At 74.2% G+C, this 15,178-nt stretch carries 13 protein-coding genes; 9 read left to right on the top strand and 4 right to left on the bottom strand.

Annotation, left to right across the window (positions count from 1 at the left end; translation table 11 throughout):
• Positions 1 to 57 precede the first annotated feature (57 nt).
• Genes ACI79D_RS16810 through ACI79D_RS16795 form a run of 4 tightly spaced genes read right to left on the bottom strand, consistent with a single transcriptional unit; the run spans position 58 to position 3,568 of the window.
• On the bottom strand, positions 58 to 972 hold the full coding sequence (locus ACI79D_RS16810; RefSeq protein WP_456919589.1) for an MBL fold metallo-hydrolase: 915 nt from the start codon (positions 970 to 972) through the stop codon (positions 58 to 60).
• Complete coding sequence (locus ACI79D_RS16805) at positions 962 to 1,849, bottom strand: methylenetetrahydrofolate reductase (RefSeq protein ID WP_456919588.1); 888 nt, start codon at positions 1,847 to 1,849, stop codon at positions 962 to 964. The genes ACI79D_RS16810 and ACI79D_RS16805 overlap by 11 nt, the downstream gene beginning before the upstream one ends.
• Positions 1,850 to 1,868: 19 nt before the next feature.
• On the bottom strand, positions 1,869 to 2,480 hold the full coding sequence (locus ACI79D_RS16800; protein WP_456919587.1) for an MBL fold metallo-hydrolase: 612 nt from the start codon (positions 2,478 to 2,480) through the stop codon (positions 1,869 to 1,871).
• Positions 2,477 to 3,568 carry an S-(hydroxymethyl)mycothiol dehydrogenase gene (locus tag ACI79D_RS16795; RefSeq protein ID WP_456919586.1) on the bottom strand — a complete coding sequence of 364 codons (1,092 nt, stop codon included), beginning with the start codon at positions 3,566 to 3,568 and terminating at the stop codon, positions 2,477 to 2,479. Before ACI79D_RS16795 ends, ACI79D_RS16800 begins: the two co-directional genes overlap by 4 nt.
• A 196-nt stretch (positions 3,569 to 3,764) precedes the next feature.
• Here ACI79D_RS16795 and glyA point away from each other — a divergent pair, with 196 nt between their 5' ends.
• From glyA to folP, 9 genes are all read left to right on the top strand, one after another.
• Positions 3,765 to 5,075, top strand: coding sequence for a serine hydroxymethyltransferase (gene glyA, locus ACI79D_RS16790; protein ID WP_456919585.1), 1,311 nt, complete (start codon positions 3,765 to 3,767; stop codon positions 5,073 to 5,075).
• On the top strand, positions 5,072 to 6,331 hold the full coding sequence (locus tag ACI79D_RS16785) for a sarcosine oxidase subunit beta family protein (protein WP_456919584.1): 1,260 nt from the start codon (positions 5,072 to 5,074) through the stop codon (positions 6,329 to 6,331). The genes glyA and ACI79D_RS16785 overlap by 4 nt, the downstream gene beginning before the upstream one ends.
• A gap of 14 nt (positions 6,332 to 6,345) precedes the next feature.
• Complete coding sequence (locus ACI79D_RS16780) at positions 6,346 to 6,624, top strand: sarcosine oxidase subunit delta (protein ID WP_456919583.1); 279 nt, start codon at positions 6,346 to 6,348, stop codon at positions 6,622 to 6,624.
• Entirely contained in the window at positions 6,621 to 9,491 is a 2,871-nt protein-coding gene (locus tag ACI79D_RS16775; RefSeq protein ID WP_456919582.1) for a 2Fe-2S iron-sulfur cluster-binding protein, read from the top strand. The genes ACI79D_RS16780 and ACI79D_RS16775 overlap by 4 nt, the downstream gene beginning before the upstream one ends.
• A complete protein-coding gene (locus ACI79D_RS16770) occupies positions 9,484 to 10,074 on the top strand; it encodes a sarcosine oxidase subunit gamma (RefSeq protein ID WP_456919581.1) in 591 nt (196 codons plus the stop codon). Before ACI79D_RS16775 ends, ACI79D_RS16770 begins: the two co-directional genes overlap by 8 nt.
• Positions 10,075 to 10,168: 94 nt before the next feature.
• A complete protein-coding gene (locus tag ACI79D_RS16765) occupies positions 10,169 to 12,634 on the top strand; it encodes a GcvT family protein (RefSeq protein WP_456919580.1) in 2,466 nt (821 codons plus the stop codon).
• Between the two features lie 101 nt (positions 12,635 to 12,735).
• Positions 12,736 to 13,356, top strand: a complete 621-nt coding sequence (locus ACI79D_RS16760; protein ID WP_456919579.1) for a cyclodeaminase/cyclohydrolase family protein — start codon at positions 12,736 to 12,738, stop codon at positions 13,354 to 13,356.
• On the top strand, positions 13,353 to 14,198 hold the full coding sequence (locus ACI79D_RS16755) for a bifunctional 5,10-methylenetetrahydrofolate dehydrogenase/5,10-methenyltetrahydrofolate cyclohydrolase (RefSeq protein WP_456919578.1): 846 nt from the start codon (positions 13,353 to 13,355) through the stop codon (positions 14,196 to 14,198). Before ACI79D_RS16760 ends, ACI79D_RS16755 begins: the two co-directional genes overlap by 4 nt.
• Complete coding sequence (gene folP / locus ACI79D_RS16750) at positions 14,195 to 15,061, top strand: dihydropteroate synthase (RefSeq protein WP_456919577.1); 867 nt, start codon at positions 14,195 to 14,197, stop codon at positions 15,059 to 15,061. The genes ACI79D_RS16755 and folP overlap by 4 nt, the downstream gene beginning before the upstream one ends.
• Positions 15,062 to 15,178 lie beyond the last annotated feature (117 nt).

Genomic DNA, 15,178 nt, shown 5'->3' with positions numbered 1-15,178 from the left:
CCACCGTCCACCGGTCCCGCGGCGCGTGCTCGCCGGCGCGCCGCGGGGCCGGATCCGTCAGACGGCGAGGTAGCCGTCGTCGGTGACGACGATGGCGCCGAGGCGCACCAGCCGCTCCAGGTGCAGGCGGGCGGTGCGCCGTTCCACCGCGTCGACCAGCGGCAGCTGCACGTGTGGCCGGTACACCAGCCGGTGGGCGACGACGTCCTCGAGGGTCCGCGGCTGCCGGAGCAGCTCCCGGAGCACGTCGTCCCGACGGCGGATGACCGCCGCGAACCGGTCCAGGGCGGCGAGGAAGGCGGGACGGCCCTCGACCACGCCGACGTGGTGGGAGGTCCCGTACCACCGGGCCTCGACGTCGCGCAGGCGCGCCATCGACGCCTCGAAGTCCTCCAGGCTGCTCGACAGGTCGCCGTAGTAGGGGCCGAAGGACGTGAGGTCGACGTCCCCGAGGAACAGGAAGCCGTCGGGCTCGACGAGGAAGCCGCAGTGGCCCGCGGTGTGCCCCGGCAGGTGCAGGACGGTCACGGTCCGGCCGCCGAGGTCCAGGACGTCGCCGTCGTCGAACGTGCTGACGTCCCGGCGCTCGGCGAGGTGGAAGGTCTCGCGGAGCCCCTCCGCGACGGCCCCGGCCTCCCGGGGCCCCATCCCGAAGCCGGCCAGCAGGACGTCGGGGGAGCGGACGGCGCCGACCTCGGCCGGGTGGGCGAGGACCGGGGAGTCCGGGAACAGGTGCAGCCCGGCCAGGTGGTCCTCGTGGCCGTGGCTGACGGCGACCAGGTCCACGCCGCCGGGCACCCCGCCGCGCCGGTGGACCTCGAGCGAGGGGTCCACCAGCACGGTGCCCCGCGTCCCGCGGATCAGCAGGGAGTTGCCGGTGGGGTAGCGGCCTGCCTCCGGCGAGCCGAGGACGGTGACGGCCCCGTACGACACGTCCAGGGCGGATCCGGCCGCGCTGCGCTCACCGGTCATCGCACCCGGCGTCCGACAGGCGGGCCAGCCACGCCCGCCGCCAGGCCTCGGTCCGCGCCACCTCGTTGAACGTGAAGAAGTGCAGGCCCTGCAGGCCGTGCCCGGGCTGTCCGAGGGCGGGCGCGAGGCGCTCGACCAGGCGGTCGGGCCGGTAGCCGTGCGGGAGGAAGAAGCGCCAGAACACGCTGTGCTGCTTGGCGAGGAAGCGGGCGGACTGGCCGAGCCCGAGCCCGGCCGAGATGCGCACCAGCTTCTGCCGCGTCACGGCGCCGGGGAGTCCGACCCGGATCGGCAGGGCGACGCCGCGCTCGTGCACCTGGCGCGCCCAGGCCGTCGTCGTCGATGGGTGGAAGCACAGCTGGGTGATGACGTGGGTCGCGTGCGGCGCCTTCCGTTCCAGCGCCCGCTCGATCAGCTCCGCGCTGATGTGCCCGTGGCCCTCGGGGTAGCCACCGATCCCCACGTGCCGGAAGGGGCGGCCGGCGGTCTCCAGCTCCTCGAGCAGGCTGAGCGCGTCGGGGAACGACCCGGCCGGCTCGGCGGCGTCGCCCCCCACGACGAACACGCCGTCGACGCCGGCGTCGCGGAGCCGTGCCACGAGGTCGGTCAGGTGCGCCGCGTCGCGGACCAGCCGAGCGGCCAGGTGGGGGCTGACCGCGAACCCCTGGCGGGACAGCCGCTCGGCCAGCTCCAGCGTGGGCGTCAGGCCCTTGGCCTCGGTCACCGTCACGGTGAGGGGCACGGTCCGGGGGACGTGCTCGACGACCGACTCCTCGGCGCCGCGCAGCGGCAGCACCTCGTAGCTGGCCTCGCGCAGCGCTCGGGCCAGCGCGGCCCGGGCTCGCCCCCGGGCCGGCCGGCCGTCGTCCGCAGTCACCCGGCTCGGGCCCGGGACCTCAACGCACACGGGACGCCTCCGCGGCGATGGTGGTGTCCTCGCCCTGGCCGGGCTTGACCACCGTGTCCGCGGGGAGGGTCAGCAGGCGCGAGCGGACCGAGCTGCGCAGGGTCGGCGCGTCGGTGGCGGAGTGCCCGGCGGCCCCGGGCAGGGTGCCGCCGGTGAAGACGGTGCCCAGGTCCCGCGAGTAGAGCGAGGTGCCCCCCGGGCTGTGGCCCGGGGTGTGCATCGAGAGCAGGAGCGTCCCGGCCACGGAGAAGGGCGTGCAGTGGCCGACGGCGGAGTCGGGCAGCGCACCCGGGTGGACGGCGCTCCAGAGCCCGAGGTCGGCGGGGTTGAGCCAGATCGGCGCGCCGGTGGCCTCGCGCAGGGCCACGGCGCCGGTGGCCTGGTCGCCGTGCCCGGAGGTGAGCACGATCGCCGTCACCGTCCGTCCGCCGACCGCCTCGAGGATCGGGGCGGCGTCGCGCGGGGCGTCGATGACGAGCACCTCGTCATCGTCCCCGACCAGCCAGACGTTGGTCTCGGCCTGCCCGTCGGCACCGGAGGTGACCAGTCGGTCGACTCGCGCAGCCGTGCTGCACCTCGGTGAGCTCGCACGCTCGCTCACTTGTCCAACACCACCACGGAACGCAGCACCTCGCCCCGGCGCAGGTTGTCGAACGCCTCCTCGACGTCGTCCAGGCCGATGGCCTCGGTGACGAACTGGTCCAGCGGGAAGCGCCCCTGCAGGTACAGGTCGACCAGCATCGGGAAGTCGCGGCTGGGCAGGCAGTCGCCGTACCAGGAGGACTTCGTCGCACCGCCGCGGCCGAAGACCTCGATGAGCGGCAGCTCGATCCTCATGTCCGGGGTCGGGACGCCGACCAGCACGACGCGGCCGGCCAGGTCGCGGGCGTAGAAGGCCTGCTCGAACACCGCCGGGTGGCCGACGGCGTCGATCGCGACGTCCACCCCGAAGCCGTTCGTGTGGCCCTTGATCGCCTCGACCGCGTCCGTCTTCCGCGAGTTGACCGTGTGGGTGGCGCCGAACTGCCTCGCCCACTCCAGCTTCCGGTCCTCGATGTCGACGGCGACGATCGTGGTCGCGCCGGCCAGCTTGGCCCCGGCGATCGCGGCGTTCCCGACGCCGCCGCAGCCGAACACGGCGACGCTCTCGCCGCGGCGGACCGCGCCGGTGTTCATCGCCGCCCCGGCCCCGGCCATCACCCCGCAGCCCAGGAGCCCCGCGGCGGTCGCCGGGGCGGCCGGGTCGACCTTGGTGCACTGGCCGGAGTGGACCAGCGTCTTCTCCACGAACGCGCCGATGCCCAGCGCCGGGGACAGCTCGGTGCCGTCGGTGAGCGTCATCTTCTGCGCCGCGTTGTGGGTGTCGAAGCAGTACTGCGGCACGCCCTTGAGACAGGCGCGGCACTGGCCGCAGACCGCCCGCCAGTTGAGGACCACGAAGTCGCCGACCGCGACGTTCGTGACGCCCTCCCCGACGGCGGAGACCACGCCGGCGGCCTCGTGGCCGAGCAGGAACGGGAACTCGTCGTTGATCCCGCCCTCGCGGTAGTGCAGGTCGGTGGCGCAGACCCCGCAGGCCTGCACGTCGACGACGGCCTCACCCGGACCGGGGTCGGGGACGACGATCGTCTCGACGGCCACCGGGGCGCCCTTGCCGCGGGCGACGACGCCCTTCACCTCGTAGGCCATGGCGACGGATCTCCTCTCGTGGGGACGTGTGGAACGGCGCGCGGCGGGGTGCGGGGGGACGTGTGCCGACCCCGGGGAGGCCCCGGTCACATCGCTTCCGCCGAACCCCTTGACCCCCGCCCGAGCGCCACCCTACGGTGTTGCACGACTGATATACCAGTCCTCGGCATTGATTCATGACAGAAGGGACCCCGGCATGGTCGTCCAGGTTGAAGCCGTCGCGGACCGCGTGCTCGACCGATCGCTGGGAGACACCGACCCGGAGGTCTTCGACGCGATCGCCGCCGAGCTGACCCGGCAGCAGACCACGCTGGAGATGATCGCCAGCGAGAACTTCGCCCCCGTGGCGGTCATGCAGGCCCAGGGGTCGGTGCTGACCAACAAGTACGCCGAGGGCTACCCGGGCCGGCGGTACTACGGCGGGTGCGAGCACGTCGACGTGATCGAGCAACTGGCCATCGACCGGCTGAAGGGCCTCTTCGGCGCCGAGTACGCCAACGTGCAGCCGCACTCGGGTGCCCAGGCCAACGCCGCGGCGATGTCCGCCCTGCTCGACCCCGGCGACACCATCCTGGGCCTGGACCTGGCCCACGGGGGTCACCTGACCCACGGCATGAAGCTCAACTTCTCCGGCAAGCTCTACGACGTCGCCGCCTACCACGTGGGCCGCGAGGACCACCGGGTCGACATGGCCGAGGTGGAGAAGCTGGCGCAGGAGCGGCGGCCCAAGCTCATCGTCGCGGGCTGGTCGGCCTACCCCCGCCAGCTGGACTTCGCCGAGTTCCGGCGGATCGCCGACGAGGCCGGGGCCTACCTGATGGTCGACATGGCCCACTTCGCCGGGCTGGTGGCCGCCGGGCTGCACCCGTCGCCCGTGCCGCACGCGCACGTGGTCACCTCGACCACCCACAAGACGCTGGGCGGCCCGCGCGGCGGCGTCATCCTCGCGACGGCGGAGCTGGCCAAGAAGTTCAACTCGTCGGTCTTCCCCGGCCAGCAGGGGGGCCCGCTCGAGCACGTGATCGCCGCCAAGGCCGTCGCCTTCAAGCTGGCCGGCGAGCCCGCGTTCCGCGAGCGCCAGGAACGCACCCTCGCCGGCGCCCGCATCCTGGCCGAGCGCCTGCTGGCCCCCGACTCCCGCGAGGCCGGCATCGACGTGGTCAGCGGTGGCACCGACGTGCACCTCGTCCTGGTGGACCTGCGCGAGTCGGCCCTCGACGGCCGGCAGGCCGAGGACCGGCTGCACTCCATCGGCATCACCGTCAACCGCAACGCGGTGCCCTTCGACCCCCGCCCGCCGATGGTCAGCTCCGGGGTCCGCATCGGCACCCCCGCACTGGCGGCGCGCGGCTTCGACCTCGACGACTTCGCCGAGGTGGCCGACGTCATCGCCACGGCGCTCCGGCCCTCGACCGGGGACGACGAGCTCGCCGGGCTCCGCGCGCGGGTCACCCGGCTCGCCGACCGCCACCCGCTCTACCCCGACCTGACGGAGGTCCCTCGATGAGCCTCGGTTCCTCCCACGCCCCCCGCACGCCGCGCACCCCGGGCGCGGACCTGCCGGAGCACCCCGACGCCCTCTGGCGCGACGCGGAGCCGAAGCGCTCCTACGACGTGGTGATCGTCGGCGGCGGCGGGCACGGCCTGGCCACCGCGCACTACCTCGCGAAGAACCACGGCATCACCAACGTCGCCGTCCTGGAGAAGGGCTGGCTGGCCGGCGGCAACATGGCCCGCAACACCACGATCATCCGGTCCAACTACCTGTGGGACGAGAGCTCGGCCATCTACGAGCACGCGCTCAAGCTGTGGGAGGGGCTCGAGGAGGACCTCGGCTACCCGATCCTGTTCAGCCAGCGCGGCGTGCTCAACCTCGCCCACACCCTGCAGGACGTCCGCGACAGCGTGCGCCGGGTCGAGGCCAACAAGCTCAACGGCGTCGACGCGGAATGGCTGGAGCCCGACGAGGTCCGCAAGGTCTGCCCGGTCGTGAACACCTCGACCGACATCCGCTACCCGGTCCTGGGCGCGACGTACCAGCCGCGCGCCGGGATCGCCAAGCACGACTACGTGGCCTGGGGCTTCGCCCGCCGGGCCGACGAGGCGGGCATCGACCTGATCCAGGACTGCGAGGTCACCGGCTTCGCCACCGACGGCAACCGGGTCACCGGGGTGCAGACGACCCGCGGCACGATCGCCGCCGGCCGGGTCGCCCTGTGCGCGGCCGGCCACACATCCGTGCTCACCGACATGCTCGGCATCCGCGTGCCGGTGCAGAGCCACCCGCTGCAGGCCCTGGTCTCCGAGCTGCTCGAGCCGGTGCATCCCACGGTGGTCATGTCCAACGCGGTCCACGTGTACGTGTCCCAGGCGCACAAGGGCGAACTGGTCATGGGCGCCGGCGTCGACTCCTACAACGGCTACGGCCAGCGCGGCGCGTTCCACGTCATCGAGCGGCAGATGGCCGCCGCCGTCGAGCTGTTCCCGGTGTTCGCGCGGGCGCACCTGCTGCGGACCTGGGGCGGCATCGTCGACACCAGCCCCGACGCCTCGCCGATCGTGGGCCGCACCCCCTACGACAACCTCTACCTCAACTGCGGCTGGGGCACCGGCGGGTTCAAGGCCACCCCCGGCATCGGCTGGGCCCTGGCGCACACCATCGCCCACGACGAACCGCACCCGACCGTGGCGCCGTTCAGCCTCGACCGCTTCGTGACCGGCGCGCTCGTCGACGAGCACGGCGCGGCCGCCGTCGCCCACTGACCCAGGGAGTCCCCGTGCAACTCATCGCATGCCCGTGGTGCGGCCCCCGCGAGGAGGTCGAGTTCTCCTACGGCGGCCAGGCCCACGTCCCGTACCCGGAGAACCCGGCGGAGCTCTCCGACGAGGAGTGGGCGCACTACGTCTTCTTCCGCGCCAACCCCAAGGGCCGCTTCGCCGAGCGCTGGAACCACAGCGCCGGCTGCCGCCGCTGGTTCAACGCCGTCCGCGACACCGCCACCTACCGCTTCGAGCGCGTCTACCGCCTCGACGACCCCAAGCCGGTGACCTCATGACGAGCCCGTTCCGCACCGCCGAGGGCGGCCGCATCGACCGCACCACCACCGTCGAGTTCACCTTCGACGGGCAGACCCTCCCCGGCCACCCCGGCGACACGCTGGCCTCGGCGCTGCTCGCCAACGGCCGGCACCAGGTCGCCACGAGCATCAAGCTCGGCCGCCCCCGCGGCATCGCCGCGGCGTGGGCCGAGGACCCGGGCGGCCTCGTGCAGATCGAGGAGCCCTTCCCCGAGCCCATGCTGCTGGCCTCCACCGTCGAGCTCACCGACGGACTGGTCGCCCACGGCCTGCCGGGCCAGGGCCGGCTGGCCGACGTCCCCGACTCCGCGCGCTACGACGCCGTCCACGCCCACGTCGACGTCCTGGTCGTGGGGGCCGGGCCGGCGGGCCTGGCCGCCGCGCTCAGCGCCGCCCGGGCCGGGGCGCGCGTCGCCCTCGTCGACGAGCAGTCCGAGGCCGGCGGCTCGCTGCTCTCGGGCACCGACCGGCTCGACGGCGCTCCGGCGCTGCAGTGGGTCGCCGCGGCGGTCGCCGAGCTGGCCGCCTCCCCGGAGGTGCTGCACCTGCAGCGCACCACCGCCTTCGGCAGCTACGACGACGGCTTCGTCCTGGCGCTGGAGCGGCGGACCGACCACCTCGGCGCATCCGCGCCCAAGCACCTGTCCCGCCAGCGGGTGTGGCGCATCCGGGCCCGCTCCGTCGTCGTGGCGACCGGAGCGCACGAGCGCCCGGTCGTGTTCGCCGACAACGACCGCCCGGGCACTCTGCTGGCCGGCGCCGCCCGGACGTTCCTGCACCGCTACGGCGTGCTGCCGGGTCGTGAGGCCGTCGTCTTCACCACCAACGACAGCGCCTACGACGCCGCCCTCGACCTCTCCCGCGCCGGGGTGCGGGTGCAGGCGGTGGTCGACGCCCGGCCGGAGGGCTCGCCGCGCCGGCGCGAGGAGTGCGAGCAGGCAGGCATCCGCGTCCTGTCCGGAGCCGTCGTGACCGGCACGCAGGGCGTCGAGCGGGTCACGCACGCCCTGGTCGCGCCGTTCGCGGGCGGGGAGGTCGGCGCCGCCAGCGCGATCGCCTGCGACCTGCTCCTGGTCAGCGGGGGCTGGAACCCCGCGGTGCACCTGTTCAGCCAGGCCCGCGGCCGGCTGCGCTACGACGAGGGCCTCGGCGCTTTCGTGCCCGGCGAGGAGCTCGACGGCCTGTCGGTGGCCGGCTCGGCCGCCGGCGTGCTCGACCTGGCCGGGTGCCTGGCCGACGGGCAGCGCGCGGCCCGCGCGGCGATGTCCGCGCTGGCGATCGCGCCGGCGGACGACGACCGGCTGCCCGCCGCCCCGGAGCCCGTCGTCCCGACCCCGCCGCTGGTGCTGTGGCGGGTGCCGGACACCACCGGCGCCGAGGGGAGCACCTCGTTCGTCGACCTGCAGCGCGACGCGACGGTCGCCGACATCGTCCGCGCGGTCGGCGCCGGCCTGCGGTCCATCGAGCACGTCAAGCGGTACACGACGATCGGCACCGCGCACGACCAGGGCAAGACCTCCGGCGTCCTCACCTCGGGGATCGTGGCCGAGCTGCTGGGGGTGCCGGTGCAGGACACCGGGACGACGACGTTCCGGCCGCCCTACACCCCCGTCGCCTTCGCCGCCCTGGCCGGCCGCGACCGCGGCCGGCTCTTCGACCCCGAGCGGGTCACCGCCCTGCACGAGTGGCACGTCGCGGCCGGGGCGGTCTTCGAGGACGTCGGCCAGTGGAAGCGGCCCCGCTACTACCCACGGCCCGGCGAGGACATGGAGACCGCGGTCCTCCGCGAGTGCGCCGCGGCCCGCACCGGCGTCGGGATCCTCGACGGCTCCACCCTCGGCAAGATCGACGTCCAGGGCCCGGACGCCGCCGTCCTGCTCGACCGGCTCTACACCAACCTCATGAGCAGCCTGAAGGTCGGTTCGGTGCGCTACGGCGTCATGTGCGGCGTCGACGGCATGGTCATCGACGACGGGACGGTGCTGCGCCTGGCCGAGGACCGCTTCCTCGTCCTCACCACCACCGGCGGTGCGGCGAAGATCCTCGACTGGATGGAGGAGTGGGTCCAGACCGAGTGGCCGGACCTGCGGGTCCACTGCACCTCGGTCACCGAGCAGTGGGTCACCTTCCCGGTCGTCGGCCCACGCTCCCGCGACGTCGTCGGCGCGGTGTTCCCCGGCGTGGACGTCGCCAACGAGGCGTTCCCCTTCATGACCTGGCGGGACACCACCCTGGACGGCGTGCCGGTCCGCCTGGCCAGGATCAGCTTCTCCGGCGAGCTGGCCTTCGAGGTCTACGTCAACCCCTGGTACGCGGTCGCGGTGTGGCAGCGGCTGCTCGAGGCCGGCCGCCCGTACGGCATCACGCCGTACGGCACCGAGACCATGCACGTCCTCCGCGCGGAGAAGGGCTACCCGATCATCGGGCAGGACACCGACGGCACGGTCACCCCGCAGGACCTCGGCATGGGCTGGGCGGTGTCGAAGAAGAAGCCCGACTTCGTCGGCAAGCGCAGCTTCTCGCGGCCGGCCAACTCCGACCCGCTGCGCAAGCAGCTGGTCGGGCTGCTGCCCGTGGACCGGCGGACCGTGCTGCCGGAGGGCTCGCAGATCGTCGAGTACCGGGCGGACGGCCAGCTGCCGCCCCCGCCGGTCCCGATGCTGGGCCACGTCACCTCCAGCTACCGCAGCGCCGAGCTGGCCCGCCCCTTCGCCCTGGCGCTGGTCAAGGGCGGCCGGAAGCGCATCGGCGAGACCGTCCACGTCCCCGTCAACGGCACCCTCGTCCCGGTCGAGGTCACCGGGTCGGTGCTGGTCGATCCCGAAGGAGCCCGTCGCGATGGCTGAGCTGCTGCGCACGCACCCGCTCGAGGCGTGGAGCAGCGCCTTCGAGCGCCTGCCCGACACCGTCGGCATCGCCGTCGAGCCGTACGTGGCGATGGTCGACGTCCGGCTCGGCTCGGTCGGCGCCGAGACGTCGGCCGCGCTGGGGGTCGACCTGCCCACGGCGCCCAACACCTGGGTGCCGGCCGGATCGGGGCGGGCGGTCTGGCTCGGCCCGGACGAGTGGCTGCTCACCAGCACCACCGAGGCACCCGAGGAGCTCGAGGCCCGGGTGCGCGCGGCCGTCCTCCCGCTGGGCGGGTCCGCGACCGACGTCTCCGCGCAGCGGATCGGCCTCCGCCTCACGGGGGCCCGGGTGCTCGACGTCCTGGCCAAGGGCTGCGCCATCGACCTGCACCCGCGGGTGGCCGGCCGGGGGAGCAGCGCGCAGACCACGCTCGGCCAGGCCGGCGTCGTCCTGCTGGTCCTCTCCGACACCGGCGACGACGTGGTCGTCCTCGTCCGGTCGTCCTTCGCCGGCTACCTGGCCGACTGGCTGCTCGACGCGGCCCTCGAGTTCACCTCCACCCCCACCCACGACCACTGATGAAGGACCCCTCTGCCCCCCGCCCCTCGCAGGCTCGGGGCGGGACCCTGCAGAGGGGCCGACCGCGATCTTCTGGCAGTCAGGAGCGATAGCAATGTCCACCACCCCTCGTGTGGTCATCATCGGAGCGGGGATCGTCGGGGCCAACCTGGCCGACGAGCTCACCGCCCGTGGCTGGGACCGCGTCACCGTCGTCGACCAGGGCCCCCTCCCGCTGACCGGGGGCTCCACGTCGCACGCTCCCGGGCTGGTCTTCCAGACCAACGCGTCCAAGACGATGACCGCGTTCGCCAGCTACACCGTCGAGAAGCTGCTGAGCATCGACGTCGACGGCGCCTGGTGCTTCAACCAGGTCGGCGGTCTCGAGGTCGCCACCACCCCCGAGCGGCTCGCGGACCTGCACCGCAAGCAGGGCTGGGCCACCTCGTGGGGCGTCGAGGCGCAGGTGGTCGACGTCGACGAGTGCGTGCGGCTGCACCCGCTGGTCGACCGCGACCGCATCCTCGGCGGCCTGCACATCCCCAGTGACGGCCTTGCCAAGGCGTCCCGGGCGGTCGTCGCCCTGGCCCGCCGCGCCGAGGCCCGGGGCGCCCGGTTCCAGGGCTCGACCCGGGTCACCGGCATCGAGCAGTCCGGCGGGCGGGTCACCGGCGTCCGGACGCCGGACGGCGTCATCCCCGCCGACCTCGTGGTGTCCTGCGCCGGCTTCTGGGGCCAGGAGCTCGGCGCGATGGTCGGCATGGACGTGCCGCTGCTGCCGCTGGCCCACCAGTTCGTCTGGACCGGCCAGGTGCCCGACCTGGTCGGCCGCAACACCGAGCTCGGTGAGGCGAGCCTGCCGATCCTGCGGCACCAGGACCAGGACCTCTACTACCGGGAGCGTGGCGACACCCTGGGCATCGGCTCCTACGCCCACCGGCCGATGCCGGTCGACCTGCGCGAGCTGCCGCAGGGGGACGGCGTCGGGGAGGAGTCGATGCCCTCGATGCTGCCCTTCACCGAGGAGGACTTCGCGCCCCAGTGGGAGGAGAGCCAGCTGCTCCTGCCCTCGCTGCGCGCCTCGAAGATCGACTCGGGCTTCAACGGCGTCTTCTCGTTCACCCCGGACGGCGGCCCGCTGATCGGGGAGTCGCGGGACGTGGCCGGCTTCTGGATCGCCGAGGCGGTCTGGGTGACCCACTCGGCGGGCGTGGCCCGGTCGGTGGCCCAGCTGCTCGTCGACGGCCGCAGCGAGGTGGACCTGCACGGCTGCGACGTCCACCGGTTCGAGGACGTCCAGCTCGCGCCGGAGTACGTCAGCGAGACCTCGCAGCAGAACTTCGTCGAGATCTACGACGTGATCCACCCGCTGCAGCCCCGGCTGTCCCCGCGCGACCTGCGGGTCAGCCCCTTCCACGCCAGGCAGCAGGAGCTCGGCGCGGTCTTCCTCGAGGCCGCCGGCTGGGAGCGGCCGCACTGGTACGAGGCCAACGCCGGCCTGGTGGAGGAGCTGCCCGCGGAGTGGGTGCCGCCGGAGCGGGACGCGTGGGCCGGGCAGTTCTGGTCCCCGATCGCGGCCGCGGAGGCGTGGAAGACCCGCACCGCCGTGGCGATGTACGACATGACGCCGCTCAAGCGGCTCGAGGTCAGCGGTCCCGGGGCCCTCGACCTGCTGCAGCGGCTGACGACGGGGGAGATGGACAAGTCCGTCGGGGCGGTGACCTACACGCTGGCCCTCGACCAGGCCGGCGGCATCCGCAGCGACCTCACCGTCGCCCGGCTCGGCGGGCAGCTGTTCCAGGTCGGCGCCAACGGCCCGCTCGACCTCGACCACCTCCTGCGCGAGGCGCCGGACGACGGCAGCGTGCAGGTCCGCGACATCACCGGCGGCACCTGCTGCATCGGCCTGTGGGGACCGCGGGCCCGCGACCTCGTCGCGCGGGTCAGCGCCGACGACTTCTCCAATGACGGGCTGAAGTACTTCCGCGCCAAGCGGGCCCGGATCGGGGGAGTGCCGGTGACGGCGATGCGGCTGTCCTACGTCGGCGAGCTCGGCTGGGAGATCTACACCAGCGCCGACAACGGCCGGCGGCTGTGGGACGTGCTCTGGCGCGCCGGCCAGGACCTCGGCGTGATCGCGGCAGGCCGCGCCGCCTTCAACAGCCTCCGGCTGGAGAAGGGCTACCGCGCCTGGGGCCACGACATGACCACCGAGCACGACCCGTACGAGGCCGGCCTCGGGTTCGCCGTCCGCAAGCAGAAGGAGGGCCACATCGGCAGTCGGGCCCTCGCCGGGAAGAGCGCGGACACGGTCGGCCGCCGGCTGTCCTGCCTGACGATCGACGACGGCCGCAGCGTCGTCCTCGGCCACGAGCCGGTCCTCGTCGACGGCCGCCCGGCCGGCTACGTGACCAGCGCGGCCTTCGGGCACACCGTGGGCCGGCCGATCGCCTACGCCTGGCTGCCCGCCTCGGCGACCGTCGGCACGCAGGTGGAGATCGAGTACTTCGGCACCCGGATCGCGGCCACCGTCGCCGCCGAGCCGCTCGTCGACCCGGAGATGGCCCGCATCCGCGGCTAGAGAAAGGACCCCCGTGCCCCCCGCCGCTCACAGGCTCGCGGCGGGGCCCTGCACGGGGGCCGCCCACCTGACCGGAGTTCCACCGACCCGGAGGACCGCACGTGCGCACCGACAGCATCGAGACGTTCCTGGCGCAGCTCGCCGCCAGGGTGCCCGCACCGGGGGGAGGGGCCACCGCCGCGCTGCACGCGGCCCAGGCCGCCGCCCTCGTGGCGATGGTCGCCCGCTACAGCGACTCGGCGAGGTACGCCGAGCACGCCGAGGAGATCAGCACCATCACGCACACCGCCGACCGGCTGCGCGAGAACGCGCTGGGCCTGGCCGAGGAGGACGCCGCGGCCTTCACCGCGGTCACCGAGGCCTACCGGCTCCCGAAGGGGACCGCCGACGAGGCCGCCGCCCGGTCCGACGCCATCGCGACGGCCCTGGTCGCCGCCGCGCACGTGCCGGCGATCGTCGTCGCCGTCGCCGAGCAGGTGCTGGACCTGGCCGAGCGGCTCCTGCCCATCGGCAACCGCAGCGTGGTCAGCGACGTCGCCGCCGCGGCGGAGGCGGCCCGGGCCGCGGCCACGACGGCGCGGGTCAACGTGGAGGTCAACCTCGGCGGCATCAAGGACCCGACGGCCTGGGGTGAGCTCGCCGCGGTCGTCGACACCGTCGACGACCTGGTGCTGCGCGCGGAGAAGGTCACCGCCGCCGTCCGGGACGGGCTGGTCCGGTGACCGCGACGCTGAGCGGCACCGAGTTGGCCGCCCGCATCCGCGCCGAGGCGGCCACCGCTGCCGCCGAGCTGGCCGCGGCCGGGACCCCGCCGCGGCTGGCCGTGGTCGTCGCGACGGCGGACGAGTCCAGCGCCTGGTACGTCCGCTCCATCGCCCGGGCCGCGGAGCGGACCGGCATCACCTGCACGGTGGTCGACCTGGGGGAGACCGCGACGCCGGACCGCATCCGCGCCGAGCTGGCCGCCCTCAGCGCGGACCCCGCGGTGCACGGGATCATCCTGCAGACCCCGCTGCCGGCCGGGGCCGTCGTCGAGGACCTGGCCGCGTCGATCGACCCGGCCAAGGACGTCGACGGCGCCAACCCGCTCAGCCTGGGACGGCTGGCCGCCGGCCTGCCCGCGCACCCGCCGGCGACCGCCGAGGCCGTGCTCGCGCTGCTGGACGCCCACGGGGTCCCGCTGTCCGGGGCGCACGCCGTCGTGGTGGGCCGCTCGACCGTCGTCGGCAAGCCCGTGGCGCACCTGCTGCTGCAGCGGGACGCCACCGTGACCGTCTGCCACAGCCGCACCAAGGACCTGGCCGCGGTGACCCGGTCCGCGGACGTGCTCGTCGCGGCCGTCGGGCGACCGGAGCTCATCACGGCCGAGCACGTCGCCGAGGACGCGGTCGTCATCGACGTCGGGACCAACCCGACGGCCGACGGCGGACTGGTCGGGGACGTCGACGCCGGCTCGGTCACCGGGCGGGCGGCCGGCCTGACCCCGGTGCCCGGCGGGGTCGGCCCGGTGACCACCGCGCTGTTGTTGCAGCACACCGTCGCCTCGGCGCAAGGGGCGTCGTGACGGCCACGGCGCTGGTGGAGGCCCCGCATTCGACCGCTACCGCCGACTCGCTCGGCCGGCTGCTCCGCGGGGGGCGGCCCCTGGTCTGCGGCATCCTCAACGTCACCCCCGACTCCTTCTCCGACGGCGGCCGCTTCGACGACCTCGAGCGGGCCGTCGGGCACGGCCGCCGCCTGGCGGCCGAGGGCGCCGACCTGATCGACATCGGTGGGGAGTCGACCCGGCCGGGCTCACGGCCGCCGTCCGTGGCCGAGGAGCTGGACCGCGTCGTCCCGGTGGTCGAGGCGCTGACCGGGCGGGTCCCCGTGCCGCTGTCGGTCGACACCTCGCGGCCCGAGGTCATGCGCGCGGCGGTGGCCGCCGGGGCGAGCATGGTCAACGACGTGCGGGCGCTGCAGCGGCCGGGCGCCCTCGCGGCCGCCGCGGAGCTCGGCGTGCCGGTGTGCCTGGTGCACATGCAGCGCTCGCCGGTGTCCATGCAGGAGGACCCCCGCTACGGGGACGTCGTCGCCGAGGTGCGCGCCTTCCTCGCCGAGCGGATCGCCGCCTGCCTCGGCGCCGGCGTCCACCCGGAGCACCTGGTGGTCGACCCGGGGTTCGGGTTCGGCAAGACGCTGGCGCACAACGTCGCGCTGCTGGCGTCGCTCGACGTGGTCGCCGGCCTCGGGGTGCCGGTCCTGGTGGGGCTGTCGCGCAAGTCGATGGTCGGGCAGCTGACCGGCCGGGCCGTGGGGGAGCGGTTGCCCGGTTCCCTGGCCGCGGCGCTGGTCGCCGTCGAGCGCGGAGCGTCGGTGCTGCGCGTGCACGACGTCGCGGCCACGCGCGACGCCCTGGCGGTCCTGTCCGCCGTCGGCTCGGCCTGAGCGGCCTGCGGGGGGGGGGGGGGCGGGGCGGCCCCCCCCCCCCCCACCAACAACCAACAAAAAAAAAAAAAAAAAAAAAAAATATATTAAAAAAGAAAAAAAAAAAAATACAATAAG

It is taken from the genome of Geodermatophilus sp. SYSU D00708, assembly GCF_054050115.1.
This window is presented reverse-complemented; position numbering and strand designations above follow the sequence as displayed.

Coding starts and splice junctions, on each gene's coding strand:
- ACI79D_RS16795 (WP_456919586.1), bottom strand. CDS start 3,568: ATGGCCTACGAGGTGAAGGGCGTCGTCGCCCGCGGCAAGGGCGCCCCG.
- ACI79D_RS16810 (WP_456919589.1), bottom strand. CDS start 972: ATGACCGGTGAGCGCAGCGCGGCCGGATCCGCCCTGGACGTGTCGTAC.
- glyA (WP_456919585.1), top strand. CDS start 3,765: ATGGTCGTCCAGGTTGAAGCCGTCGCGGACCGCGTGCTCGACCGATCG.
- ACI79D_RS16775 (WP_456919582.1), top strand. CDS start 6,621: ATGACGAGCCCGTTCCGCACCGCCGAGGGCGGCCGCATCGACCGCACC.
- ACI79D_RS16765 (WP_456919580.1), top strand. CDS start 10,169: ATGTCCACCACCCCTCGTGTGGTCATCATCGGAGCGGGGATCGTCGGG.
- ACI79D_RS16770 (WP_456919581.1), top strand. CDS start 9,484: ATGGCTGAGCTGCTGCGCACGCACCCGCTCGAGGCGTGGAGCAGCGCC.
- ACI79D_RS16785 (WP_456919584.1), top strand. CDS start 5,072: ATGAGCCTCGGTTCCTCCCACGCCCCCCGCACGCCGCGCACCCCGGGC.